This window comes from Pararhizobium sp. LjRoot238 (genome assembly GCF_964252955.1).
In the GTDB taxonomy this organism is placed as follows: domain Bacteria; phylum Pseudomonadota; class Alphaproteobacteria; order Rhizobiales; family Rhizobiaceae; genus Pararhizobium.
In genome coordinates this window covers 3,672,831-3,695,772 of record NZ_CAXUPP020000001.1, presented here as the reverse complement: position 1 = coordinate 3,695,772, position 22,942 = coordinate 3,672,831, and the positions used below count along the sequence as shown (strand labels likewise).

General features: G+C 59.1%; 25 protein-coding genes. 17 read left to right on the top strand and 8 right to left on the bottom strand.

Annotation, left to right across the window (positions count from 1 at the left end):
• On the bottom strand, window positions 1-1,194 hold the full coding sequence (locus ACSQ3F_RS18040) for an amino acid ABC transporter permease (RefSeq protein WP_436101485.1): 1,194 nt from the start codon (window positions 1,192-1,194) through the stop codon (window positions 1-3).
• Between the two features lie 98 nt (window positions 1,195-1,292).
• A complete protein-coding gene (locus tag ACSQ3F_RS18035) occupies window positions 1,293-2,318 on the bottom strand; it encodes an amino acid ABC transporter substrate-binding protein (RefSeq protein ID WP_436101484.1) in 1,026 nt (341 codons plus the stop codon).
• A gap of 349 nt (window positions 2,319-2,667) precedes the next feature.
• Between ACSQ3F_RS18035 and ACSQ3F_RS18030 the strand changes: the two genes are divergently transcribed.
• Entirely contained in the window at window positions 2,668-3,858 is a 1,191-nt protein-coding gene (locus ACSQ3F_RS18030; protein ID WP_436101483.1) for a cystathionine beta-lyase, read from the top strand.
• 3 nt (window positions 3,859-3,861) lie between these two features.
• On the opposite strand, the gene ACSQ3F_RS18025 is transcribed toward ACSQ3F_RS18030, so the two are convergent.
• Window positions 3,862-5,022, bottom strand: coding sequence for an FAD-dependent monooxygenase (locus ACSQ3F_RS18025; protein WP_436101482.1), 1,161 nt, complete (start codon window positions 5,020-5,022; stop codon window positions 3,862-3,864).
• Between the two features lie 24 nt (window positions 5,023-5,046).
• On the bottom strand, window positions 5,047-5,292 hold the full coding sequence (locus tag ACSQ3F_RS18020; protein ID WP_436101481.1) for a zinc-finger domain-containing protein: 246 nt from the start codon (window positions 5,290-5,292) through the stop codon (window positions 5,047-5,049).
• 171 nt (window positions 5,293-5,463) lie between these two features.
• Here ACSQ3F_RS18020 and ACSQ3F_RS18015 point away from each other — a divergent pair, with 171 nt between their 5' ends.
• The 8 genes from ACSQ3F_RS18015 (at window position 5,464) to ACSQ3F_RS17980 (ending at window position 12,386) form a co-directional block, all read left to right on the top strand.
• Window positions 5,464-6,249, top strand: a complete 786-nt coding sequence (locus ACSQ3F_RS18015) for an alpha/beta fold hydrolase (protein ID WP_436101480.1) — start codon at window positions 5,464-5,466, stop codon at window positions 6,247-6,249.
• A 102-nt stretch (window positions 6,250-6,351) separates the two neighbouring features.
• Window positions 6,352-7,179, top strand: a complete 828-nt coding sequence (gene cysE, locus ACSQ3F_RS18010; RefSeq protein ID WP_436101479.1) for a serine O-acetyltransferase — start codon at window positions 6,352-6,354, stop codon at window positions 7,177-7,179.
• A 101-nt stretch (window positions 7,180-7,280) separates the two neighbouring features.
• A complete protein-coding gene (locus tag ACSQ3F_RS18005; protein ID WP_018325192.1) occupies window positions 7,281-7,484 on the top strand; it encodes a DUF3126 family protein in 204 nt (67 codons plus the stop codon).
• Window positions 7,485-7,730: 246 nt separating this feature from the next.
• Window positions 7,731-8,090 carry a phasin family protein gene (locus ACSQ3F_RS18000; RefSeq protein WP_436101478.1) on the top strand — a complete coding sequence of 120 codons (360 nt, stop codon included), beginning with the start codon at window positions 7,731-7,733 and terminating at the stop codon, window positions 8,088-8,090.
• A 251-nt stretch (window positions 8,091-8,341) separates the two neighbouring features.
• Window positions 8,342-8,695: an ATP-dependent Clp protease adapter ClpS gene (clpS, locus tag ACSQ3F_RS17995; RefSeq protein WP_037123938.1), complete on the top strand. Its 354-nt coding sequence runs from the start codon at window positions 8,342-8,344 to the stop codon at window positions 8,693-8,695.
• A 9-nt stretch (window positions 8,696-8,704) separates the two neighbouring features.
• A complete protein-coding gene (gene clpA, locus ACSQ3F_RS17990) occupies window positions 8,705-11,227 on the top strand; it encodes an ATP-dependent Clp protease ATP-binding subunit ClpA (protein ID WP_436101477.1) in 2,523 nt (840 codons plus the stop codon).
• 80 nt (window positions 11,228-11,307) lie between these two features.
• Window positions 11,308-12,045 carry an AzlC family ABC transporter permease gene (locus tag ACSQ3F_RS17985; RefSeq protein ID WP_436101476.1) on the top strand — a complete coding sequence of 246 codons (738 nt, stop codon included), beginning with the start codon at window positions 11,308-11,310 and terminating at the stop codon, window positions 12,043-12,045.
• Window positions 12,042-12,386, top strand: a complete 345-nt coding sequence (locus tag ACSQ3F_RS17980; RefSeq protein WP_436101475.1) for an AzlD domain-containing protein — start codon at window positions 12,042-12,044, stop codon at window positions 12,384-12,386. The genes ACSQ3F_RS17985 and ACSQ3F_RS17980 overlap by 4 nt, the downstream gene beginning before the upstream one ends.
• Before the next feature lie 5 nt (window positions 12,387-12,391).
• On the opposite strand, the gene ACSQ3F_RS17975 is transcribed toward ACSQ3F_RS17980, so the two are convergent.
• The 4 genes from ACSQ3F_RS17975 to ACSQ3F_RS17960 are packed head-to-tail and all read right to left on the bottom strand — an operon-like array spanning window position 12,392 to window position 15,276.
• Window positions 12,392-12,823, bottom strand: a complete 432-nt coding sequence (locus ACSQ3F_RS17975) for an HIT family protein (protein WP_436101474.1) — start codon at window positions 12,821-12,823, stop codon at window positions 12,392-12,394.
• Window positions 12,824-12,871: 48 nt separating this feature from the next.
• On the bottom strand, window positions 12,872-14,065 hold the full coding sequence (locus ACSQ3F_RS17970) for a GNAT family N-acetyltransferase (protein ID WP_436101473.1): 1,194 nt from the start codon (window positions 14,063-14,065) through the stop codon (window positions 12,872-12,874).
• 3 nt (window positions 14,066-14,068) lie between these two features.
• The gene (locus ACSQ3F_RS17965) at window positions 14,069-14,794 is read right to left on the bottom strand and encodes a glycerophosphodiester phosphodiesterase (protein WP_436101472.1); all 726 of its coding nucleotides are present in this window, start codon (window positions 14,792-14,794) and stop codon (window positions 14,069-14,071) included.
• A 14-nt stretch (window positions 14,795-14,808) separates the two neighbouring features.
• Entirely contained in the window at window positions 14,809-15,276 is a 468-nt protein-coding gene (locus tag ACSQ3F_RS17960) for a RidA family protein (RefSeq protein ID WP_436101471.1), read from the bottom strand.
• A 154-nt stretch (window positions 15,277-15,430) separates the two neighbouring features.
• On the opposite strand from ACSQ3F_RS17960, the gene ACSQ3F_RS17955 reads away from it, so the two are divergent.
• The 8 genes from ACSQ3F_RS17955 to rseP all read left to right on the top strand — a co-directional run bounded on the left by ACSQ3F_RS17955 (window position 15,431) and on the right by rseP (window position 22,705).
• Window positions 15,431-16,258: a cell envelope integrity EipB family protein gene (locus ACSQ3F_RS17955; RefSeq protein ID WP_436101470.1), complete on the top strand. Its 828-nt coding sequence runs from the start codon at window positions 15,431-15,433 to the stop codon at window positions 16,256-16,258.
• Between the two features lie 194 nt (window positions 16,259-16,452).
• Window positions 16,453-17,220, top strand: coding sequence for a 30S ribosomal protein S2 (gene rpsB / locus ACSQ3F_RS17950; RefSeq protein WP_037123924.1), 768 nt, complete (start codon window positions 16,453-16,455; stop codon window positions 17,218-17,220).
• Between the two features lie 258 nt (window positions 17,221-17,478).
• A complete protein-coding gene (tsf, locus tag ACSQ3F_RS17945) occupies window positions 17,479-18,402 on the top strand; it encodes a translation elongation factor Ts (protein WP_436101469.1) in 924 nt (307 codons plus the stop codon).
• A 190-nt stretch (window positions 18,403-18,592) separates the two neighbouring features.
• Window positions 18,593-19,315, top strand: a complete 723-nt coding sequence (gene pyrH / locus ACSQ3F_RS17940; RefSeq protein ID WP_436081534.1) for a UMP kinase — start codon at window positions 18,593-18,595, stop codon at window positions 19,313-19,315.
• A 50-nt stretch (window positions 19,316-19,365) separates the two neighbouring features.
• The gene (gene frr, locus ACSQ3F_RS17935; protein WP_436101468.1) at window positions 19,366-19,926 is read left to right on the top strand and encodes a ribosome recycling factor; all 561 of its coding nucleotides are present in this window, start codon (window positions 19,366-19,368) and stop codon (window positions 19,924-19,926) included.
• 38 nt (window positions 19,927-19,964) lie between these two features.
• Window positions 19,965-20,708, top strand: coding sequence for an isoprenyl transferase (locus ACSQ3F_RS17930; RefSeq protein ID WP_436101467.1), 744 nt, complete (start codon window positions 19,965-19,967; stop codon window positions 20,706-20,708).
• Window positions 20,708-21,541 carry a phosphatidate cytidylyltransferase gene (locus tag ACSQ3F_RS17925; protein ID WP_436101466.1) on the top strand — a complete coding sequence of 278 codons (834 nt, stop codon included), beginning with the start codon at window positions 20,708-20,710 and terminating at the stop codon, window positions 21,539-21,541. The genes ACSQ3F_RS17930 and ACSQ3F_RS17925 overlap by 1 nt, the downstream gene beginning before the upstream one ends.
• Before the next feature lie 30 nt (window positions 21,542-21,571).
• Window positions 21,572-22,705, top strand: coding sequence for an RIP metalloprotease RseP (rseP, locus tag ACSQ3F_RS17920; protein ID WP_436101465.1), 1,134 nt, complete (start codon window positions 21,572-21,574; stop codon window positions 22,703-22,705).
• Window positions 22,706-22,942 lie beyond the last annotated feature (237 nt).

The following is a 22,942-nucleotide window of genomic DNA, read 5'->3' as shown; positions in this document are numbered from 1 at the left end:
TTATCTCTCCACCAGTGCCATCTTGGCGTTGAACCAGTTCATGAACAGCGATGTCGATAGGCTGAGCGTGAGATAGACGACGATCCAGATGCTGACGACTTCAACGGCCTGACCGGTCTGGTTGAGGATCGTGCCGCCGACGGCGACGAGATCGGCGTAACCGATCGCAATGGCCAGCGACGAGTTTTTCGTCAGGTTGAGATATTGGCTGGTCAGCGGTGGAATAATGATGCGCATCGCCTGCGGCACGACGACCAGGCGGGTGGTCAGGCCCGGCCGAACGCCGAGCGCATGCGCCGCCTCCGTCTGGCCGTGGCTGACGCCGCGAATGCCGGCGCGAACGATTTCCGCGATGAAGGCCGCCGTATAGAACGACAGAGCCAGATACAGCGACAGGAATTCAGGACCGACGACCGATCCGCCCATCAGGTTGAACTTTCCGGCGACAGGGATGTCGAACGAGATAGGCATGCCGGTGGCGAAGAAGGTCAGAAGCGGCAGGCCGATCAACATGCCGAGCACAACCCAAAGGACCGGCAGGCGCTTGCCTGTCTCCATCTGTTTTTTGTTTGCATATCGCGCAAAGACAATGCTGGCGATCACCGCGATGACCAAGGCGTAGAAGGTAAACTGCGCACCGCTGTCGAACACGGGCCGGGGGAAGGCAAGGCCGCGATTATTGACGAACATGTTGAGCGGCAGCGCCAGTGATTCGCGCGGTTGCGGCAAGACGGCGAGAACGCCCGAATACCAGAAGAAGATGACAAGCAGAGGCGGAATGTTGCGGAAAATCTCGACATAGACCATCGACAGCTTCGCGATCAGCCAGTTCTTCGACAACCGGCCGATGCCGACCAGAAAACCGATGATCGTTGCCGTGACGATACCGGTGACCGCGACAAGTATCGTGTTGAAGAAGCCGACGACAAGCGCGCGGCCATAGGTCGAATCACTCGTAAACGCGATCAGCGACTGGCCGACATCGAAGCCCGCGCGGCCGTTCAGGAAGCCGTAACCGGAAGCGATGTTGGCGCGCTTGAGATTCTCGATCGTATTCTCGGTCACCCAGTAGACGAAAACGACGAGCAAAAGCAGCGTGATGCCCTGGAAGATATAACCGCGGACTTTTGGATCGTTCAGTACCGAGCCGGTTGGCCTGTGCTTGCCGGGCGGAATCGTGGCGTCAATTGTCATTCAGAGCCTCTTTATCCCCTATTCGCCCTGTTTCGAGCGATTCTTATTCTTTGGGAAGAGAAAGCGGCCGGAGCCGCTTTCCCAAGTCGTCAATGGTCTTAGCGGACCGGCGGTGCGTACTGGATGCCGCCCTTGCTCCACAGGGCGTTCAAGCCGCGCTCGATCTTCAGCGGGCTGCTGGTGCCGATGTTGCGGTCGAAGATTTCGCCGTAGTTGCCCACAGCGGTGATGACTTTCACTGCCCAATCGTTGTCGAGGCCGAGATCGGTGCCGATCTTGGTGTCGGCTTCAACGCCGAGGAAGCGCTGCACATCCGGGTTCGGAGACTTCTTCATCTCCTCGACATTGGCCTGGGTGATGCCGAAATCTTCGGCATTGATCAGGACGTAGTGCACCCAGCTAACGATGTCGAACCACTGGTCGTCGCCCTGGCGAACGGCCGGGCCGAGCGGCTCCTTGGAAATGATTTCCGGCAGGATCACGTGATCGTCCGGGGCAGCCAGTGTCAGACGCAGCGAGTAGAGGCCCGACTGGTCGGTCGTGTAGACGTCGCAACGGCCGGCGTCATAGGCGGCGTTCACTTCTTCGAGCTTTTCAAAGACGACCGGGTTGTACTGAAGGTTGTTGGCCTTGAAGTAGTCGGCAAGGTTCAGCTCGGTGGTGGTGCCGGTCTGGACGCAGACGGCAGCGCCCGAGAGTTCGAGCGCCGACTTCACGTTCAGCGACTTGCGGACCATGAAGCCCTGGCCGTCATAATAGTTGACGGCACGGAAGTTGAAGCCGAGCGCGGTGTCGCGGTTGATGGTCCAGGTGGTGTTACGTGCAAGCACGTCCACTTCGCCCGACTGAAGCGCAGGGAAACGGTCCTTGGCGGAGGTCGGGGTGTATTTCACCTTGGTTGCGTCGCCGAAAATGGCGGCGGCAATGGCCTTGCAGTAGTCTACGTCGAAACCGCTCCAGTTGCCGGATGCGTCAGGGGAGGCAAAGCCGGTCAGGCCGGTGTTGACGCCGCACTGCAGGAAGCCCTTTGCCTTGACGTCGCCAAGCGTCGTTGCAGACGCGGCCTGGGCGCCAATCCCCATGACGGCAGCGCCGATAAGCGCTGTCAAAATTCTTTTTGCCATTTTTAGAACCTTTTTCTGTTGTCTTTGTTCTTGTCCGACACCCGCTGCTCGCGGTCGAGCGCAAGGCGCGGCCCCCGCCACCCTCCTGGCGCGAGTGTTGTCTATCTCATTCCCAAAACATCGCAGGGTCAAGACACGTTGCCGTTTTTCTGGGCCACACACGTAGAATCGTTGATGAAGCCGCATGTTTGGGCAATTTTTAGCTGTTGAAAGCAGTTTTTTGTATAAAAAACCGCCAGAATCGAATTTTTCGTCAATTGGATAGCCCGTTGGCGTTGGAGTCTCTTGACCCATCCGGAGAGCGGGCCGACAAGTGCGGCAACACGATAGACCTCAGACGGATTCTCCCATGAATGACAAGAAGAGTTTTCTCGCCAGCGCAGGGCCAAACACCCTGCTGGCCCACATCGGCAACGATCCAATGGACTACCATGGCTTTGTAAATCCGCCCGTGGTGCACGCCTCAACTGTGCTGTTTCCCAATGCAAAGACCATGGAAAGCCGTGCGCAGAAATATACCTATGGCACGCGCGGGACACCGACCACCGATGCGCTGTGTGAGGCGATCGACGCATTGGAAGGCTCGGCCGGCACTATCCTCGTTCCTTCGGGTCTTGCCGCCGTTACGGTTCCGTTCCTGGCCTTCCTGTCGGCCGGCGATCATGCGCTCATCGTTGATTCGGTCTATCTGCCGACCCGGCATTTCTGCGACACGATGCTGAAAAGGCTTGGGGTGAGCGTTGACTACTACGATCCGATGATCGGCGCCGGGATCGAAAGCCTGATCAAGCCGAACACCAAGCTCGTGCACACGGAAGCGCCGGGCTCGAACACATTCGAAATGCAGGATATCCGCGCGATTTCGGCCGTCGCCCATCGTCACGGCTGCGTCGTGACCATGGACAATACCTGGGCGACACCGCTTTATTTCAAGCCGCTCGACCACGGCGTCGATATCTCGATCCATGCGTCGACCAAATATCCCTCCGGTCATTCCGATATCCTGCTTGGCACCGTATCGGCCAATGCCGCCCATTGGGAGCAGCTCAAGGAAGCCAATATCACACTCGGCATCTGCGTCTCTCCGGATGACAGCTACCAGATCCTGCGCGGCCTGCGCACCATGGGCGTTCGTCTCGACAGGCATCAGGAAAGCGCGCTGAACATCGCCCGCTGGCTGGAAGAGCGCGAGGACGTTGCGCGTGTCCTGCATCCGGCGCTGCCGCGTTTTCCCGGCCATGAGCTCTGGAAGAGGGATTTTACGGGCGCCAGTGGCATCTTCTCCTTCGTCCTGAAGGCCGAGAGCCAGGATCGGTTCAAGCTCAAGGCGCATGCCTTCCTCGACGCCCTGTCACTGTTCGGACTTGGTTATTCCTGGGGCGGCTACGAAAGCCTTGCTCTCCATGTCGGACTTTCCGACCGCAAGATCTGCACGGCGCCGACCGAAGGCCCGGTTCTTCGCCTGCAGATCGGGCTGGAGGACGTTGCGGATATACGCAAGGATATCGAGGCTGGTCTCGCAGCGGCAAAAGCCGTCTGATCTTCAGTCGCGCGGCTCGTATCCGTAGAGCCAGTCGAAATCGGCGGCCAGGCTTTCCGGCCGCCGGATGGACAGAACCAGGTCACGCCCGAGCTTGACCGGACCGCGGGCGTGATAGACGAAGCGATTGAACGCTCCACGCGAACGCACCCGGGCGATTCGGCGTTTCCTGTGATCGGCGAAAGCGGCAAGCGGCTGTCCCCCGGTGGCAAAGGTTGCAAGTTCGAAGGCGTCTTCAATGGCCATCGCGGCGCCTTGGGCGGCAAACGGCATCATCGCATGGGCAGCGTCACCGATCAGAACGGTTTCCTCGCCTTGATGCCAGGCGCCCTCGCTGACGTCGTAAAGCGGCCAGATCGTTGGCTCCGCCGCATTCCGCAGCATATCGACAATCTCGGGATGCCAGCCCGAAAAAGCGGCGAGCAACTGTTTTCGCGACTCGCCATGGGGCAGGGCGCGATCCGGCGGTTCGTTCGGATCGCGTCCGCCGACGATCGCGACCACATTGAAGCTGCGTATTCGCGGCAGCGGGTAGACGACGAGGTGCGAACCTCCGCCGAGAAACGCTGATACTTTCCTTGCATCGAAAATGGCTGGGGCCTTTGCCTCATCGAGCGTCAGCCGCCACGCGACATTTCCGGAAAACTGGGCTTTTCCAGAACCTTGGATATGATTTCTGATCTTGGACCATACGCCGTCGGCGCCGATAACGAGACCCGGTTCTTTGCCCGTGACTCTTGCCAGAGAATCGCATGATGCATCATTGATCCGCACGCCGAGATGCAGGCGGCACGATGGCTCGGCTTCGACAGCTGCAAGCAGAACCTTCTGAAGGTCGGCCCTATGCAGGACACCGTAGGGCGATTTCCAGCGGTCCCGCGCGAAGGGTCCTGACGGGACAGAAGCGATCGTTCGAAGCGAGGTCCCGCTGACAAGGCAGATTGCCGCTGGTTCGCTCCAGACTTGTTCCAGTTGCCGGGCAAGACCGAGTTTCGCCAGAATACGGGTGGCGTTGGGGGAGAGCTGCAATCCAGCGCCCGTCTCGCTCAGGACCGAAGTCTGCTCGAGGATATCGCTAGCAATGCCCTTGCGCGCAAAACACAGGGCTGCCGTCAGACCTGCGATGCCGGCTCCCACGATCGCGACAGGCCCGCGCTGTGTCATGGAAGAAACTTTCGCCGGGTGGGCTCAGGCAGCTTTCGCATTGAAGGTGCAGCCGTCCGGCACCGTCTGGTCCGCATGAAGCCTGGAATTGTAGCGATAGAGCGTCGAGCAGTAGGAGCAGACCTTCTCGTTGTCATCGCCCATGTCAATATAGATGTGAGGATGGTCAAAGGGCACGGAGGCGCCTGTGCACATGAATTCCTTCACGCCGATCTCGATCACAGCGTGGCCGCCGTCGTTCTGAAAGTGAGGGATACCGTGCCCGGCCATGTCGTGCTCCACTTGCGTCGTCTGGAAGAATAGTCGAATTCGGCGGCACCATAGAAAGCTTTGCGCAAAAAGGGTAGCGGCAAAGATGCCGCGGCCGCGCGTTTTTTGCCGTGCCGGGGGTTTTCCCCATCGAGCCGGTATCATAGGTTCGGCGAAAAACAGGACGTTCCCATGGATTTGAATCCGCCGCCTTTTTCGACATTTTCCCATGATGGGCTGAAGATTGCCTATTTCGATGAGGGAGACCCGTCGGGCGATCCGATACTTCTCATTCACGGATTTGCCTCTAGCGCCAATGTGAACTGGGTCTTTCCGGGTTGGCTGAAGACGCTCGGCGATGCCGGATATCGGGTGATCGCACTCGACAATCGCGGCCATGGCGCCAGCGACAAGCCCCACGATCCGACCGTTTACCATCCACCGGCAATGGCCGGCGATGCGATCGCGCTTCTCGATCATCTCGGCATCGCCGAGGCACATGTGATGGGCTATTCCATGGGGGCCCGCATCTCCGCCTTCCTGACGCTCGCCAATCCTCATCGCGTCCGCTCCCTCATTCTCGGTGGGCTCGGCATCGGCATGGTGACCGGGGTCGGCGAATGGGATCCGATCGCCGAGGCGCTCACCGCGCCGTCTCTCGATGTGGTGACCCATGCTCGCGGCCGGACGTTCCGCGCCTTTGCCGACCAGACAAAAAGCGACCGTAAGGCGCTCGCGGCCTGCATCTCGACCTCGCGCGACCTTCTTTCCGTCGAGGAGGTGGGGCGGATCGACGTACCGGTGCTCGTTGCCGTGGGGACGAAGGACGATATCGCCGGCTCGCCGCAGGAACTTGCCACGCTCATACCGCACGCGCTGGCTCTGGATATTCCCGGCCGTGATCATATGCTTGCCGTCGGCGACCGGGTCTTCAAGAAGGCCGCGCTGGAGTTTTTAGCGAGGGTCGGGCAGGCGTGAAGCATCCGGAGTGTTTTGACGCTCATTTTCGCACCAGCCATTTATATCCGGTTCGATTTGGCCTATATCTGATCGAGCGAAGGACTACGAAGGAGAGCGGCGATGGTCGCCAGAACTGATATACGCCCGACCGAGACCGTGAAGATCATGGACCCGATCTGGGACAGCCTGCAGGAGGAGGCGCGCGTCGCCGCCCAGCAGGATCCGTTGCTTGCGGCGTTTCTCTATTCGACCATCATCAACCAGCATTCGCTGGAAGACAGCGTCATCTATCGCATCTGCGAGCGCCTCGATCACCCCGACCTGCAAGCCAACCTTCTGCGCCAGACCTTCGCGGAAATGCTGGAAGACTGGCCGGAATGGGGCGCCATCCTGCGCGTCGATATCCAGGCAGTCTACGACCGTGACCCGGCCTGCACGCGGTTCCTGGAGGCGATCCTCTATTTCAAGGGCTTCCACGCGATCCAGACCCACCGGCTGGCGCATTGGCTGCTGAACCGTGGCCGTCGCGATTTCGCCCTCTACCTGCAAAGCCGGTCGTCCTCGGTCTTCCAGACGGACATCAATCCGGCGGCGCGCATCGGCAAGGGCATCTTCCTTGATCACGCAACGGGGCTTGTCGTCGGCGAGACGGCGGTGATTGGTGACAATGTCTCCATCCTTCACGGCGTGACGCTTGGCGGCACTGGCAAAGAGGGAAGCGATCGACATCCGAAGATCGGCAATGGCGTGCTGATCGGTGCCGGCGCGAAAATCCTCGGCAATATTCACATCGGCAATTGCTCGCGTGTTGCAGCAGGCTCCGTCGTGCTCAAGGAAGTTCCGCCGAAAACCACGGTGGCCGGCGTTCCGGCGCGGGTCGTGGGTGAGGCGGGCTGCTCCGAGCCGTCGCGCTCCATGGACCAACTGCTCGTTTCCTTCGAGATCTGATTTGCAGCGATTTGTCGGCTGGCGGTGGAAGCAAGGGGTTTACACCGCTTGAGGCCACGTGCAAGAAGCGGCGCAAATCAAACCCGCCATGGAGAAAAGACTTGAAGCCCGAAGAAATCAGAAAGCTCGAAGCCTATTTCAAGCGCACTTTCAACCAGTCGATGGTCATCAAGGCGCGTCCGAAGAAGGACGAGTCCGCCGAAGTCTACCTCGGTGATGAGTTTCTGGGCGTTGTCTTCCGCGATGAGGAAGACGGCGAACTGTCCTACAATTTTTCGATGGCTATTCTCGACATCGACCTCTGATCGCTCGTTGCAGTTGAGTTTATCCTTTTTGACCCGGCCCTAATGTTCAGGCCGGGTTTTTTTGTAAAGTCATACTTTTATTTATTCTTTTATTTATTTTTTTTCAGAAAGCGTTCCAGCTCCACTGTTTTTCATCAAGCTGTTGCAATGACAGTGTTTTATTGCGTTGCACGTATACATTGACTTTATTGTGCAGTGCACATAGATTGGCAGTCGTCGTGAGGCGTCAAAAAGAGGAGCAGCCTGATGTTCAATTTCGAAGATGCAAACAAGAAGAGCAAAGAAACGATGGATACGATGTTGAAGAGCTATGCAGCGTTGACCAAGGCTTTTCAGGCCATCGCCACCGAAGCCGCAGACTATTCGAAGAAGGCGTTTGAAGACAGCGTTGCTCACATCGAAAAGATCAGCACCGTCAAGAGCGTCGAAGCTGCTTTCGAGCTGCAGACCAATTATGTGAAGTCTGCTTATGAAGGCTATATCGCCGAGGCCACGAAAATCGGCGAAATGTACGCCGATCTCGCCAAGGATGCCTACAAGCCGTATGAAGCACCGGTCACCAAGACGACGGCAGCCGTCAAGTCCACGACCGCTGCCGCAGCGTAAGGCTTCCGGGTCACAAATCAAATTCTGAAAAACCGGCCGCGCGCACCCGCGGCCGGTTTTTTGTTGTCTGCATCGGATCTCAACAATTGGCAGCCCAAGAAAGTTGGTCAATCTTGTGCTCCATGACGCAAATATGATTGCAGTGCAGGAGAACAGCCTTAAAATCCGGAAAAGAACCACTAGATTATGTGTCACGAACAGGCCGTGAATACCTCCCAAGCATTTGCGGCTGGACAAGGGAATGAAGTAGAATGATCGCCATGCCGGTCCGGATGCAAAAAGACAGCGACGGGGATGGGGGTAATGCCAACCGCGGCACGTCTGTCATCACTCGGACAAAGCCGAAGACCAAGAAGCCGAGCCTATACCGCGTACTGCTTTTGAACGACGACTACACGCCGATGGAATTCGTGATCCACATCCTGGAGCGGTTTTTCCAGAAGGACCGCGAGGCAGCGACCTTGATCATGTTGCACGTTCACAATCACGGCGTGGGTGAATGCGGTGTCTTCACATACGAAGTTGCCGAAACCAAAGTGACGCAAGTGATGGATTTCGCCCGCCAGCATCAGCACCCGCTGCAATGCGTCATGGAAAAGAAATGAGGAACTGACGTGCCAACATTTTCAACCAGCCTTGAAAAGGCGCTGCACCAGGCTCTGACGCTGGCCAATGAGCGCCATCACGAATATGCCACGCTGGAGCACCTGCTGCTGGCACTGATCGACGATGCCGATGCGTCGGCGGTCATGGGCGCGTGCAACGTCAATCTCGACAGCCTTCGCAAGACGGTATCTGACTATGTCGACAATGAACTCGGCAACCTGGTCACGGGTTACGACGAGGACTCCAAACCGACGGCGGGTTTTCAGCGCGTTATCCAGCGGGCGGTCATTCACGTTCAATCGTCGGGTCGCGAGGAAGTGACAGGGGCCAACGTGCTCGTCGCCATCTTCGCCGAGCGCGAGAGCCATGCCGCCTATTTCCTGCAGGAGCAGGAGATGACCCGCTACGACGCGGTCAATTTCATCTCGCATGGTATCGGCAAGCGGCCTGGTTCATCCGAAGCGCGCACCCCGCGTGGTGCCGACGAGCCGGAATCCGAACAGAAGCCCTCGCGTGAGCAGGACGAAGGTGGACCGAAGAAGCAGCAGGATGCGCTGACCGCCTATTGTATTAACCTCAATGAGAAAGCCAAGGGCGGCAAGATCGATCCGCTGATCGGCCGCCACTCGGAGGTCAATCGCACGATCCAGATCTTGTGCCGCCGTTCGAAGAACAACCCGCTCTACGTCGGTGACCCCGGCGTCGGCAAGACCGCGATCGCCGAAGGGCTCGCCAAGCGCATCGTCGAGAAGAAGGTGCCGGAAGCGTTGCAGGACGCGACGATCTTCTCGCTCGACATGGGCACGCTTTTGGCTGGTACGCGCTATCGCGGCGATTTCGAAGAGCGCCTGAAGCAGGTCGTCAAGGAACTGGAAGACTATCCGGGCGCTGTCCTGTTCATCGACGAGATTCACACAGTGATCGGTGCCGGGGCGACCTCGGGCGGCGCCATGGATGCGTCCAACCTGTTGAAGCCGGCTTTGTCCTCCGGGGCGATCCGCTGCATCGGTTCGACCACCTACAAGGAATATCGCCAGTTCTTCGAGAAGGACCGGGCACTCGTCCGCCGCTTCCAGAAGATCGACGTCAACGAACCGACGATCAACGATACCATCGAAATCATGAAGGGCCTGAAGCCCTATTTCGAGGATTACCACAAGCTGAAATACTCGAACGAGGCGATTAAGTCCGCCGTCGAGCTTTCGGCCCGCTACATCAACGATCGCAAGCTGCCGGACAAGGCGATCGACGTGATCGACGAGACTGGTGCCGCCCAGATGTTGCTGCCGCAGAACAAGCGGCGCAAGCTGATCACCGAGAAGGAGATCGAAGCGACGATCGCGACGATGGCCCGTATTCCGCCGAAGACAGTTTCCAAGGATGACGAGACCGTGCTCGCCAATCTGGAAAAGGAACTGCGCTCGGTCGTTTACGGTCAGGACCTGGCGATCGAAGCCTTGGCTTCGGCGATCAAACTGGCGCGCGCCGGCCTTCGCGAACCGAACAAGCCGATCGGCTCCTATGTCTTCTCCGGTCCGACCGGCGTCGGCAAGACCGAAGTCGCCAAGCAACTCGCAGTCTCGCTCGGCGTTGAACTGATCCGCTTCGACATGTCGGAATATATGGAGCGCCATACGGTCTCGCGGCTGCTCGGAGCGCCTCCCGGCTATGTTGGCTTCGACCAGGGTGGTCTTTTGACCGATAGCATCGACCAGCACCCGCATTCGGTGTTGCTGCTCGACGAAATCGAGAAAGCCCATCCGGATCTGTTCAATATCCTGCTGCAGGTCATGGATCATGGCTCGCTGACGGATCACAACGGCAAGAAGATCGACTTCCGTAACGTCATCCTGATCATGACGACGAATGCCGGCGCGTCCGACATGGCAAAGGCCGCGATCGGCTTCGGTTCCTCGAAGCGCGAAGGCGAGGACATCGAGGCGCTGAACCGGCTGTTCACGCCCGAATTCCGCAATCGTCTCGATGCGGTGATCCCGTTCGGCTCGCTGCCGACGCCGGTCATCCACCAGGTGGTGCAGAAGTTCGTCATGCAACTCGAAACGCAGCTTGCCGAACGCAACGTTACCTTCGACCTGCACCAGGATGCGATCGCCTGGCTCGCCGACAAGGGCTATGATGAAAAAATGGGTGCGCGGCCGCTGGCGCGTGTCATTCAGGAAAGCGTCAAGAAGCCGCTGGCCGACGAAATCCTCTTCGGCAAGCTGAAGAAGGGCGGTGTCGTCAAGGTGACTGTCGGTATCAAGGCCGATGGCACCAAGGGTCTGATCCTCGATTCCGTGCCGGAAACAGCGCGGATCAAGCCGAAGGCCGAGGTCATCGCACCGGTACGGAAGTCTTCCAAGGCGGTAAAGCCGAAGGAAATGGAAACCGTTGGAGCGGAACCGGAAGACGGCGCAAAGCCGAAGAAAGCTGCGAAAGCAGCCGTCAAGACCGAGGAACAGGCGAGCACCATCGCCTCTGAAGCGCCCCGCAAGGGGCGTACGGTGCCGAAGGTGCCGCGCAAGAAGTAAGCGGCTCCAACATAGAGACACAGTGCCGGGCGGAATGGTCCGGCACTGTTTTTTTGTGGCATGAACCAGCGGATGTTTTAATGGATCGTGGTGAGATGGCCGGCTCTGCGCGGCATTGGTTCCTGACCGGCATGATGGGCATTTTCAGCCTGCCGGCGATCATCCTGATGCTGTCCTTTGTCGGCTTCTGCGCCTTTACCGCGCAGGCCGGCATTCCGGTCGAGCAGGTGGTGTTTATGACCGGCGCCGTTTGGGCGCTGCCCGCCAAGGTCATCCTCGTCACGTCGATCCTCGGCGGTGCCAACGTCCTGACAGCGTTTATAGCGGTAACACTGTCCTCCATCCGGCTGATGCCGATGGTGGCAGCTCTCGTGCCGGAAATCCGCACGGACAAGACTCCGATCTGGCTTTTGCTGTTCCTCTCCCATTTTGTCGCGATCACCGCCTGGGTTTTCGCGATGGAGCGGGTGCAATCGGTGCCGCGCGAGCGGCGGATCGCCTTTTTTTCAGGTTTCGGCATCACGCTCGTGTTTGCCAATATGGTGCTGGTGGCCGTCGTCTACCGGTTCGTGGCGGAGTTTCCGCCGCTTGTCGCCGGCTGCCTGTTCTTCCTGACGCCCGTCTATTTTCTCGCTTCGATCTGGAGTTCTGCGCGCCATCCAGTGATCTATGTCGCCCTGATCGTCGGCCTCATCGCCGGCCCGGTGTTTTACTGGCTCGCACCGGAATTCGACATCCTGCTGGCAGGCGTCGGCGGCGGGACGGCCGCCTGGCTCGCTGAGCGCAGCTGGCGTCAACGCAAGGAGGCGCAGGCATGAGCGCGCTTGAAGGCTGGTGGGCGTACGTCTTCATCGCGATCGCGGGCTGGCTTGCGACGGATATCTGGCGCTGGCTGGGTGTGCTGGCGGGTAACCGGCTGCGGGAGGATTCCGAAGCTTTGAACTGGGTGAGGGCGGTTGCGACGGCGCTGGTGGCGGCAGTCATCGCGAAGCTCGTTCTCTACCCGACCGGAGTCCTCGAACAGTCGCCGCTCTGGCTTCGTTTCGGATCCGTTGTCGCCGGCGCGACCGCCTTTTTTGTCGCGCGCCAGAGACCGGCAGTCGGTATCGCCACGGCCATCGCCGTCCTGGCCGTGGGATTGTACGCGCTTGGATTCTGAGAATCTCAGCCTGCGAGGGCTTCCTTGATTTTCGCCGCATTTGCCGCAAGAACCGCACCATCTTCCATCTTGCCGGAATGCGGCCGCAACGGCACGCCCGCGCGACGAGGAATGACGTGGAAATGCAGGTGGAACACCGATTGGCCTGCAGGCGCTTCATTGAACTGTAGGATCGTCACGCCGTCGGCATCGAAGGCCTCCTGCACCGCGATCGCGACTTTCTGGACGATTGCAATCAAGGGGCCAAGCGTTGCGGGATCGGCGTCGAGAATATTGCGCGATGCCGCCTTCGGCATGACCAGCACGTGGCCTTCCGCCTGCGGCATGACATCCATGACGACGAGGGTGTTGTCGTCTTCATAGACCTTCTGCGCGGGAATTTCGCCGCGCAGGATCTTGCCGAAGATATTGTTGCTGTCATAGGCGCCGCTGCTCATTTTAAGTTTTCCTCCTGAATGGCCTGTCTTTTCAAATGCTTGTCTGGTTCAGTCGTCGATCTCTCGCCGCGCACCTTTGCGGAACGGGCTGTGATCGGCAAGCATGTCGCCGATCTGCTCGACTTCCCGCCGCTCGCGTTCGAGATAGTCGGCCACGGCCCGTTTCAATCCCGGATGTGCAATGAAATGCACCGAATGGGTCGTCACCGGCAGGTAGCCGCGTGCCAGCTTGTGTTCGCCTTGGGCGCCCGCCTCTACGCGCTTCAGCCCCTTGGAAAGCGCAAAATCAATCGCCTGATGGTAGCAGACTTCGAAATGCAGAAAGGGATGGTCTTCGATGGCGCCCCAGTGGCGGCCGTAAAGCGCGTCGCTGCCGATGAAATTGATCGCGCCGGCTATATAGCGGCCGTTGCGCTTGGCCATGACCAGCAGGATGTCGTCTGCCATACGCTGGCCGATCAGCGAATAGAATCTGCGGGTGAGATAGGGCCGGCCCCATTTGCGGCTGCCGGTATCCATGTAGAAGGCGAAGAACTGGTCCCAGACGCTTTCTGTCAGATCCTTGCCGGTCAGCCAATCGATGCTGATGCCGTGTTCAAGCGCCGTCCGGCGCTCCTTCTTCAGCGCCTTGCGTTTCCGGGAAGCGAGCGTTTCAAGGAAATCGTTGTGGGACGCGTAGCCGTCGTTGATGAAATGAAACTGCTGGTCGGTCCGGTGCAGGAAGCCGGCGCGCTCGAATGTCGGTATTTCCTGTTCGGGCACGAAGGTGACATGCGCAGACGACACCTTGTGACGGCGCGCGAGTTCCTGCAGTCCGGCGGCGAGTGACTCGCGAACGGCGCCCGTATCGGAATCCGTCGCACTCAAGAGCCGCGGACCGGTCGCCGGCGTGAAGGGTACCGAGCATTGCAATTTTGGATAATAGCGTCCGCCGGCCCGCTCAAGCGCATCGGCCCAGCCATGATCGAAGACATATTCGCCCTGGCTGTGGTTTTTCAGATAGCAGATGAGGCCGCCTGCCAGACTGCCGTCGCTGCCCTCCATCAACAGATGCTGGCCAAGCCATCCGGTATCCGCGGTGGCTGAGCCGGATTCCTCCAGCGAAGAGAGATAGGCGTGGGAAATGAATGGATTGTAGAGGCCGCCAGGCTGTCCCTTGGCGGCCCCTGCCAATCCGTCCCAGCTCTCCTTCGAAATATCCTGAAAGGACGTTTCGATGCGGATTTTGACTTCGCCTGTCATTCTCTAAGCGGTAAACCTCTCGTTCGGATCAAAGCCCTCGAACGTCATTTGATCCGCATGGTTGAACGTGTGATCGGCGCCAGCCTGATCCCTGACAGTCCAGGTCAGAATCGGTCGGCCAAGAGAGCGTTCCTTGGTGATGAACGAATTTGGCAAATCTCCATAGAAATAGGAAATAAAATCAAGACCAAGCTGCATCGCTTCTTCGTGAATGAAGAAGGACTCCGGTTGGTTGCCACCCGCCGTCAGGCCCAGTGGGTAGGGTGGGTCGAGGGCCTTGAGGTCCTTCAGCAGCCAGTGGTCGAAGCTCATCAGGGCAACATGGCCTTCGTAGCCTTCCAGCGTTTCCAGCACCGCGTCGGCAAAGCCCTCGTCGTCGCCCTTGCGGCCCTTGAGTTCAAGGATCAGCGGTACACGTCCCTTTACCAGCCTCAGAAGTTGGCCGAGCGTCGGCACTTTGTCGGCGGTGCCGCCGATGGCGACCAGTCCAAGTTCGCCGGCGGTCTTTTCGCGGATATCGCCCTTGATGCCGCACAGACGCTGCATGTCGTCATCATGGAAAATAACGGGCACGCTGTCTGCGGTATATTGCAGGTCGCATTCGATGGCGAAGCCGTGGTCCACCGCCCGGGAAAAGGCCGACAGCGTATTTTCCCAGATGGCATGGTTCATGTCGTGATAGCCGCGATGCGCGACCGGTTGCGCCGTCAGCCAGGAAAGCTCTTTCATGGGATGCGGTTCCGTTATGCAATTTCGATGACGGCGTCGATCTCGACAGCGGCATTGAAGGGCAGGGCGGCCATGCCGACCGCGGCGCGGGCATGGATACCCGCGTCGCCGAGAACCTTGGCGATCAGGTTGGATGCCCCATTGATGACCAGATGCTGTTCGATAAAGGTCGGCTTGGATGCGACAAAGCCGTTGAGCTTGACGATGCGGCGGATGCGCGAGAGATCGCCGCCGAGCGCTGCCTTGGCCTGGGCGAGAATGTTGATGGCGCAGAGTTCGGCTGCGCGCTGGCCTGTCGCAACATCGACACCGTCACCAAGATGCCCGGTGATGGCGATCTTGCCGTTTTCCATCGGCAACTGGCCGGAGATATAAAGATGCGACCCGCTGATGACGAAGGGAACATAGTTGGCGGCAGGCGCTGCGGCCTGCGGCAGGGTGATTCCCAGTTCCTTGATGCGTGCTTCGATTTCTGCGGACATGGATAGCTCCGGTCATTGTTGTGTTTTGTCACCAAATGCTGCATGCAAAGCGTGATTCATGAAGTGATAAAATACCGCTTCGCGATCATCTATGCCTCGCTTTCGCCGGATGTGTTCTTATAGCATCGGCCGCGAGTCCAACAGGAGGAAACGGATGTTTCGTTCAGGCTTTGCCTCTGTCATTCTGGCATGGGCGTGTTTCTCAGGCGTGACGGTCGGCGGCGCTTCTGCAGCTTCCGCCAATATCCTGGTGCCTCACCGTGCCGTGTATGATCTGGAACTGAAAGACGCATCCGAGCGCTCCGGCATTTCCGGAATGTATGGCCGCATGGTCTATGAATTCAACGGCTCCGCCTGCGAGGGATATACCGTCAGTTTCCGCTTCGTCACCAAGGTCGATACCGGCGACGAGGTCAGGCTGACGGACCAACAGACGACGACCTACGAGGACCTGAAGAACGGCAATTTCCGCTTCCTGACGCGTTCCTTCACCGACGAGAAGCTGGACAAGGAAGTGCGCGGTTCGGCCCATGGGGCCGAGCAAGGCGTGAAGGTGGATCTGACCTCGCCGGACAAGCGCCAGGTCGATCTGGCCCAGAGCCTGTTTCCGACCGAACACATGCTGGAGGTCATCGATCGCGCGCAGAAGGGGGAGGCGTTGTTCGAATCCCGCATCTTCGATGGCTCCGATTCGGGCGACAAGACGCTGATCACCACGACGATGGTCGGCAAGCAGCGGAACCCGGTCGCCGATGACAGCGACGCTGGAAAAGCCGGCGCTATGGCTTCCAAGCCCTATTGGCCGGTAACCATCTCCTATTTCAACGACGACATGGCCGGTGACGCGCTGCCGATCTACCGCATGGAGTTCAAGCTCTATGAAAACGGCATCACCCGCGATCTGACGATGGACTATGGCGACTTCGTGCTGACCGGCAAGCTTGCCGACTTGGAAGTCTTCAAACAGGGCGACTGCAAGTAGGGGCCTGACACGCCGCCCTCCGATATTTTATGCCTTCGCCCTTGATTTATCGGGCAACAGGGGGTAAGGGCACCGCATTCCACACGTAAGGTTTGGGACCGTCCGGGAGAAATCCGGGCAGTTCCACCCGGTGGCGCCTTCGAAGAAGGTGCTGTTTGCCTTGCGGAGGTTCAACCGGAAAAGGAGAAAAAGGCATGGCATTGCCTGATTTCAGCATGCGCCAGCTTCTGGAAGCTGGTGTTCACTTCGGTCACCAGACTCATCGCTGGAACCCGAAAATGAAGCCGTACATCTTCGGCGATCGCTCGAACGTTCACATCATCGACCTCGCACAGACCGTGCCGATGCTGTCGCGCGCCCTGCAGGTCGTCAGCGACACGGTTGCCAAGGGCGGCCGCGTTCTGTTCGTCGGCACCAAGCGCCAGGCGTCCGAGATCATCGCTGACGCTGCCAAGCGCTCGGCCCAGTACTACGTCAACGCCCGCTGGCTCGGCGGCATGATGACCAACTGGAAGACGATTTCGAACTCGATCCAGCGCCTGCGCAAGCTCGACGAAATCCTTAGCTCGGAAGCTTCCGGCTTCACCAAGAAGGAGCGTCTGAACCTCGAGCGCGAACGCGAAAAGCTGAACCGCGCTCTCGGCGGTATCCGCGACATGGGCGGTGTACCGGACCTGATGTTCATCATCGACACCAACAAGGAATCGATTGCCATCGACGAAGCCAAGCGCCTTGGCATCCCGGTCGTTGCGATCATCGATTCGAACTGCGATCCGGACCAGATCGACTTCCCGATCCCCGGCAACGACGACGCTTCGCGCGCGATCTCGCTCTATTGCGATCTGATCTCCCGCGCGGCTCTTGACGGCATCGCCCGTCAGCAGAGTTCGTCCGGTCGCGACCTCGGCGCCTCTGCCGAACTGCCGATCGAACCGGCTCTCGAAGAAGCCGCCGAAGCCTGATCGGGCTGGACGGCGGGGTTTCCCCGCCGCTCCTCTAGATAAAATCAGGACAAGGCCGTTTACGACTGAAGAAGTGAACGGCCTTGTTCTTTTGCATCGGACCAATCCCCGCGGACACTGGTTTTTACGATGCGTATCGTCGGGGTGAAGCCTTTCATCACGATGTCACATTCAGGGGTCATGCCCTGCCACATCCTCCTGGTATCGCGCCGGCTTTCTGGCTTGCGGACCAGCCGAACAAACGAAGAGGCAAAAAAGATGAGCATTACTGCAGCAATGGTGAAGGAACTGCGCGAAAAGACCGGCGCAGGCATGATGGATTGCAAGAAGGCACTCGGCGAAACCAATGGCGACATGGAAGCAGCGATCGACTGGCTGCGCGCCAAGGGCATTGCCAAGGCCGACAAGAAGTCCGGCCGTGCAGCCGCGGAAGGCTTGATCGGCATTGCCAGCAACGGCACCAAGGCCGTCGTCATCGAACTCAACTCGGAAACCGACTTCGTTGCCCGCAACGATGCCTTCCAGGACCTCGTACGCGGTATTGCCGGCGTTGCCGTCGGCACTGATGGCTCGGTTGAGGCGATTTCTGCTGCCAACTACCCGGCGACCGGCAAGTCCGTTGCCGAAAGCATCACCGATGCAATCGCCACGATCGGCGAAAACATGGCGCTGCGCCGTTCTGCCCTGCTTTCGGTCGAAGATGGCGTTGTCGCCACCTATGTCCATAACTCCGTTGCAGACGGCCTCGGCAAGCTCGGCGTTCTCGTTGCGCTGAAGTCGACCGGCGACAAGGATGCCCTGAACGCCATCGGCCGCCAGGTTGCCATGCACATCGCCGCGACCAACCCGCTGGCCATCCGTTCGACGGAAGTCGACCCGGCCGTTGCCGAGCGCGAGCGTTCGATCTTCATCGAGCAGTCGCGCGCATCGGGCAAGCCGGACAACATCATCGAAAAGATGGTGGAAGGCCGCATGCGCAAGTTCTTCGAAGAAGTCGCGCTGCTGTCGCAGGCTTTCGTGATGAACCCCGACCTCACCGTCGAAGCTGCCGTCAAGGAAGCTGAGAAGACCGTTGGCGCGCCGATCGAAGTCACCGGCATGGCCCGCCTCCTCCTCGGCGAGGGCGTCGAGAAGGAAGAAACCGACTTTGCCGCTGAAGTGGCAGCCGTCGCCAAGGGGTGATTTCTTCATCCTGATTGGGAAAACCGGAGGGCATCGCGTGACAACGCGGTGCCCTTCGTGTATCCGGCATCATCATCACATTGGCGCAGGCTCCTTCGGAGATCATCATCCGGGGTGATATCGGCCGCGCGGGGATGAAATCAGTTTCACGCACCATCTCGCATGTGTGCCTTCTTGGACAGGAGTGACGATGTCGGCCAAACCTCTCTTCAAACGCGTGCTGCTGAAGGCTTCGGGCGAAGCGCTCATGGGGAACCAGGGCTTCGGCATTGATGTCGCAGTTGCCGATCGGATCGCCTCGGATATTGCCGAAGCGCGCGCCATGGGAGTGGAAGTCGGCGTCGTCGTCGGCGGCGGCAACATTTTTCGCGGGGTCGCTGTGGCGTCCAAGGGCGGCGATAGGGTAACCGGCGACCATATGGGCATGCTGGCGACGGTGATCAACGCGCTGGCCCTGGCGACGTCCTTGCGCAAGCTCGACATAGATACCGTCGTGCTCTCGGCAATCGCCATGCCGGAAATCTGCGAAAGCTTCTCGCAGCGCGCGACGCTCTATCATCTTTCGCTCGGCCGCGTGGTGATCTTTGCCGGCGGCACCGGCAATCCATTCTTCACCACCGATTCTGCGGCTGCTCTGCGTGCCGCGGAGATGGGTGCGGAAGCGATCTTCAAGGGAACGCAGGTTGACGGCATCTATACCGCCGACCCGAAGAAGGATCTGACCGCGACGCGCTTCGACCGCTTGACGCACAGCGAAGTTCTGGAAAGAGGCTTGGCCGTCATGGATGTTGCAGCCGTGGCGCTGGCGCGCGAAAACAGCATTCCGATCATCGTGTTCTCGATCCACGAAAAGGGCGGTTTCGCAGAGATCTTGACCGGCGGCGGTCGCGCCACCATCGTAACAGACAATTGAGCAGGACAGGGCGGCGGCAATGCTGCCGCGATAAAACGGGAGTTTGATCCATGAGTGAAGGTATTGATCTGGGTGATCTGAAGCGTCGCATGGAAGGTGCGATTGCCGCTTTCAAGCACGATATCGCGTCGCTGCGCACCGGCCGTGCATCTGCCAATGTGCTCGATCCGGTCATGGTTGAAGCCTATGGTTCGCGCGTTCCGCTGAACCAGGTCGCTAACATCACCGTTCCGGAAGCGCGTATGCTCGGCGTTTCGATCTGGGACAAGTCGATGGTCGGGGCTGTTGATCGTGCGATCCGAGAATCGAATCTCGGCCTCAATCCGATCGTCGACGGGCAGAATTTGCGTATTCCGTTGCCGGAGCTGAACGAAGAGCGCCGCAAGTCTCTGGTGAAAGTTGCGCATGACTACAGCGAGAAGGCGAAGATCGCGGTGCGTAACGTTCGTCGTGATGGCATGGACAGCCTGAAAAAAGCCGAAAAGGATGGGGACATCGGCCAGGATGTGAGCCGCAGCCAGTCGGAAAGGGTCCAGAAAATGACCGACGAGATGATTTCCGACATCGACCGCTTGCTCGCCGACAAGGAAAAGGAAATCATGCAGGTCTAGACTGCCCTTTTTCCGAGTCTCTGTTTTTCGGGCCGCTGATGTCAAACCCATTGATTAGAAATGTTCCCACGCACGTTGCCATCATCATGGATGGCAATGGGCGTTGGGCCAATTCGCGTGGACTTCCGCGCACGATGGGACATCGCAAGGGCGTCGAAGCCGTCCGCGAGGCGGTCCGGACCGCCGGCGAGGTGGGCATCCGCTATCTGACGTTGTTTGCGTTCTCGTCCGAAAACTGGAGTCGGCCCGAGGCGGAGGTCTCCGACCTGATGGGATTGCTGAAGGCCTTCATCCGGCGCGACCTGGCGGATTTGCACCGGCAGAATGTCCGCATCAGGGTGATCGGCGACAAGACCAACCTTCGCGGCGATATTCTTCCCTTGCTGATCGAGGCCGAGGATACGACGCGTAGCAATACCGGCATCACGCTCGTCATCGCGTTCAATTACGGTTCACGCGATGAAATGACCCGCGCCATGCAGGCGCTGGCGATGGATGTCGCGCAAGGGCGGCTGACGGCCGACCAGATCACGCCGGAACGTATTGCGAGCAAACTCGACACGGCCGGCATCCCGGATCCGGACCTTATCCTGCGCACCAGCGGCGAAGAGCGGCTGTCGAATTTCCTGCTCTGGCAGGCGGCCTATTCCGAACTTCTGTTCATTCCTGAACTCTGGCCAGATTTCAACCGCGAGGTTTTCCTGGACGCGCTGAAGGCCTATGCCGGACGGGAACGCCGCTTTGGCGGACTGTCGCAGCCGACGCTGGCAGTTGGCTCCTGATGCAGAGAGAGCTGCAACTGCGCATCGTTTCCGGCATTGCTCTGGCTGCCGTCGCCCTTGGCGCCACCTGGGCCGGTGGAGCCGTCTTCCAATTGCTCTCTGTCGCCATCGCGCTCCTCGTCTACTATGAATGGTCGACGATCACTCGTCTTGCCGAGCGCGACTTTCAGGGTAATGCTTTCGGCTGGCTTTCGCAGGCGGTTATCGCCGCTCTCATTCTGTTTGATAACGCTCAACTGACTTTGCTGGCTTTGGCAGGATTTGCCGCTGCGGCCGCCATTTGGGTCTATCTGCGCCGCGGCAGCTGGTGGCTGCCCGGCGGCATCGTCTATTCCGGGCTTACTGGCATCTCGCTCTCGGCGATCCGGGGCGACAGCGATATCGGCCTGATCGCGATGATCTTCATTTTCGCCGTCGTCTGGGCGACGGATATTCTCGCCTATTTCACCGGCCGGGCAATCGGCGGTCCGAAACTGGCGCCGCGCATTTCGCCCGGAAAGACCTGGTCGGGTGCGATCGGGGGCGCGGTTTGCGGCGTGATGGCGGGCGTCGCAGTGTTCCTGAGCCATTTTTCGCTGGACGACCTGCGCATTCCTTTGCTGGCGCTCGCACTGTCCGTCGCCAGCCAGATCGGCGATCTCTTTGAATCCTATATAAAACGCCGGTTCGGTGTGAAGGATTCGAGCAGACTCATTCCCGGTCATGGTGGCGTCATGGATCGTGTCGACGGACTTGTTTTTGCCTGTTTTGCCGCGCTTCTATTTGTCTTGGTGCAAGTCATGGCCGCCGGTGGACAGAACGCGCCCATGGGGGCAATCTTGCTGGGGCCGTGAATGGCGCCGCCTACCTGATCGAGGGATGACATGGCTTACCTGGCCGATATGCTTCACTTTATTCTCGGCTATATCGTGCCGTTTTTGCTGGTTCTGACGCTGATCGTCTTCGTGCACGAGATGGGCCACTACTTGGCCGGCCGCTGGTCCGGTATCCGTATTCTCGCCTTCTCCGTCGGTTTCGGCCCGGAATTGCTCGGCTATACCGACAAACATGGGACACGCTGGAAGGTTTGTGCCATTCCGCTCGGCGGCTACGTCAAGTTCTTCGGCGACGAGGATGCCGCGAGTGTTCCGGACTACGGCCGCCTCGAGCAATATTCCGTCGACGACCGTGGTCGCACTTTCCTTGGCGCAAAGCTGTGGAAACGCGCGGTCACCGTCGCCGCCGGTCCGATCGCCAACTTCATCCTGGCCATCGCGATCTTCGCGGTGCTTTTTTCCATCTACGGCAAGCCCGTGGCGGATCCGGTCGTCGCCGAAGTCAAGGAAAACAGCGCAGCTGCCCAGGCTGGCGTGCTGCCGGGCGACCTGCTCGTTTCCATCGACGGCACGCCCGTGACGACCTTCGACGACGTGCGCCGCTATGTCAGTGTTCGCCCCGAAACGCCGATCACCATCCAGATCAAGCGCAAGGGCGAATTGCTAGACCTGCCGATGGTGCCACAGCGCACCGAGATCACCGATCAGTTCGGCAACAAGATGGAACTGGGCCTCATCGGTATCCTGACGAACCAGGAAACCGGCAATTTTCGCCTGCAGACCTTTGGCCCAATGGAGGCCGTCGGGCAGGGCGTGATTGAAAGTTGGCACATCGTCACCGGCACATTCAATTATCTGGCCAATCTTGTTACCGGCCGGATGAAGGCGGACCAACTCGGTGGGCCGATCCGGGTTGCCCAGGCCTCTGGCCAGATGGCGACCATCGGCGTTGCTGCCGTCCTGCAGTTGGCTGCGGTGCTTTCAGTTTCCATTGGACTTCTCAATCTTATGCCCGTTCCCGTACTTGATGGCGGCCATCTGATGTTTTATGCGGTGGAAGCCGTGCGCGGAAAACCCGTGGGACCGGGGACGCAGGACATTGCGTTCCGCATCGGTTTTGCCATGGTTTTGATGCTGATGGTCTTCGCCACGTGGAACGACATAAGCTCGCTTCTGGGCTAGGGATTTTGAGCTTGCACCGCGGTGCGGGCTGAGCGATAGGCGGTTGACCTTATTGTGAATTCAGAGGGTTGATCGAAAGGAATTGTTTACGATAAAGCAACTTCGTAGTGGCCGTTAGGACACGGTTTCAATTGAAGTAAACAGAAATTAACGAGCTCCCTTGCTTGTATGAGAAAAGCGGTTAAAACGGCAACCGTGACCGGAGTCGGTACGAGTTCGCTGCGGGGCATTGGGAAG

Excerpts from the sequence above, each read along its gene's own strand:
- ACSQ3F_RS18035 (WP_436101484.1), bottom strand. The coding sequence starts at position 2,318 with ATGGCAAAAAGAATTTTGACAGCGCTTATCGGCGCTGCCGTCATGGGG.
- ACSQ3F_RS17975 (WP_436101474.1), bottom strand. The coding sequence starts at position 12,823 with ATGAGCAGCGGCGCCTATGACAGCAACAATATCTTCGGCAAGATCCTG.
- ACSQ3F_RS17955 (WP_436101470.1), top strand. The coding sequence starts at position 15,431 with ATGTTTCGTTCAGGCTTTGCCTCTGTCATTCTGGCATGGGCGTGTTTC.
- ACSQ3F_RS18015 (WP_436101480.1), top strand. The coding sequence starts at position 5,464 with ATGGATTTGAATCCGCCGCCTTTTTCGACATTTTCCCATGATGGGCTG.
- ACSQ3F_RS17965 (WP_436101472.1), bottom strand. The coding sequence starts at position 14,794 with ATGAAAGAGCTTTCCTGGCTGACGGCGCAACCGGTCGCGCATCGCGGC.
- cysE (WP_436101479.1), top strand. The coding sequence starts at position 6,352 with ATGGTCGCCAGAACTGATATACGCCCGACCGAGACCGTGAAGATCATG.
- ACSQ3F_RS17930 (WP_436101467.1), top strand. The coding sequence starts at position 19,965 with ATGTCAAACCCATTGATTAGAAATGTTCCCACGCACGTTGCCATCATC.
- pyrH (WP_436081534.1), top strand. The coding sequence starts at position 18,593 with ATGTCGGCCAAACCTCTCTTCAAACGCGTGCTGCTGAAGGCTTCGGGC.
- frr (WP_436101468.1), top strand. The coding sequence starts at position 19,366 with ATGAGTGAAGGTATTGATCTGGGTGATCTGAAGCGTCGCATGGAAGGT.
- ACSQ3F_RS18025 (WP_436101482.1), bottom strand. The coding sequence starts at position 5,022 with ATGACACAGCGCGGGCCTGTCGCGATCGTGGGAGCCGGCATCGCAGGT.
- ACSQ3F_RS18020 (WP_436101481.1), bottom strand. The coding sequence starts at position 5,292 with ATGGCCGGGCACGGTATCCCTCACTTTCAGAACGACGGCGGCCACGCT.
- ACSQ3F_RS17980 (WP_436101475.1), top strand. The coding sequence starts at position 12,042 with ATGAGCGCGCTTGAAGGCTGGTGGGCGTACGTCTTCATCGCGATCGCG.
- ACSQ3F_RS17985 (WP_436101476.1), top strand. The coding sequence starts at position 11,308 with ATGGATCGTGGTGAGATGGCCGGCTCTGCGCGGCATTGGTTCCTGACC.
- ACSQ3F_RS18030 (WP_436101483.1), top strand. The coding sequence starts at position 2,668 with ATGAATGACAAGAAGAGTTTTCTCGCCAGCGCAGGGCCAAACACCCTG.
- clpS (WP_037123938.1), top strand. The coding sequence starts at position 8,342 with ATGATCGCCATGCCGGTCCGGATGCAAAAAGACAGCGACGGGGATGGG.
- ACSQ3F_RS18040 (WP_436101485.1), bottom strand. The coding sequence starts at position 1,194 with ATGACAATTGACGCCACGATTCCGCCCGGCAAGCACAGGCCAACCGGC.
- ACSQ3F_RS18000 (WP_436101478.1), top strand. The coding sequence starts at position 7,731 with ATGTTCAATTTCGAAGATGCAAACAAGAAGAGCAAAGAAACGATGGAT.
- rpsB (WP_037123924.1), top strand. The coding sequence starts at position 16,453 with ATGGCATTGCCTGATTTCAGCATGCGCCAGCTTCTGGAAGCTGGTGTT.
- rseP (WP_436101465.1), top strand. The coding sequence starts at position 21,572 with ATGGCTTACCTGGCCGATATGCTTCACTTTATTCTCGGCTATATCGTG.
- ACSQ3F_RS17925 (WP_436101466.1), top strand. The coding sequence starts at position 20,708 with ATGCAGAGAGAGCTGCAACTGCGCATCGTTTCCGGCATTGCTCTGGCT.
- ACSQ3F_RS17970 (WP_436101473.1), bottom strand. The coding sequence starts at position 14,065 with ATGACAGGCGAAGTCAAAATCCGCATCGAAACGTCCTTTCAGGATATT.
- tsf (WP_436101469.1), top strand. The coding sequence starts at position 17,479 with ATGAGCATTACTGCAGCAATGGTGAAGGAACTGCGCGAAAAGACCGGC.
- ACSQ3F_RS17960 (WP_436101471.1), bottom strand. The coding sequence starts at position 15,276 with ATGTCCGCAGAAATCGAAGCACGCATCAAGGAACTGGGAATCACCCTG.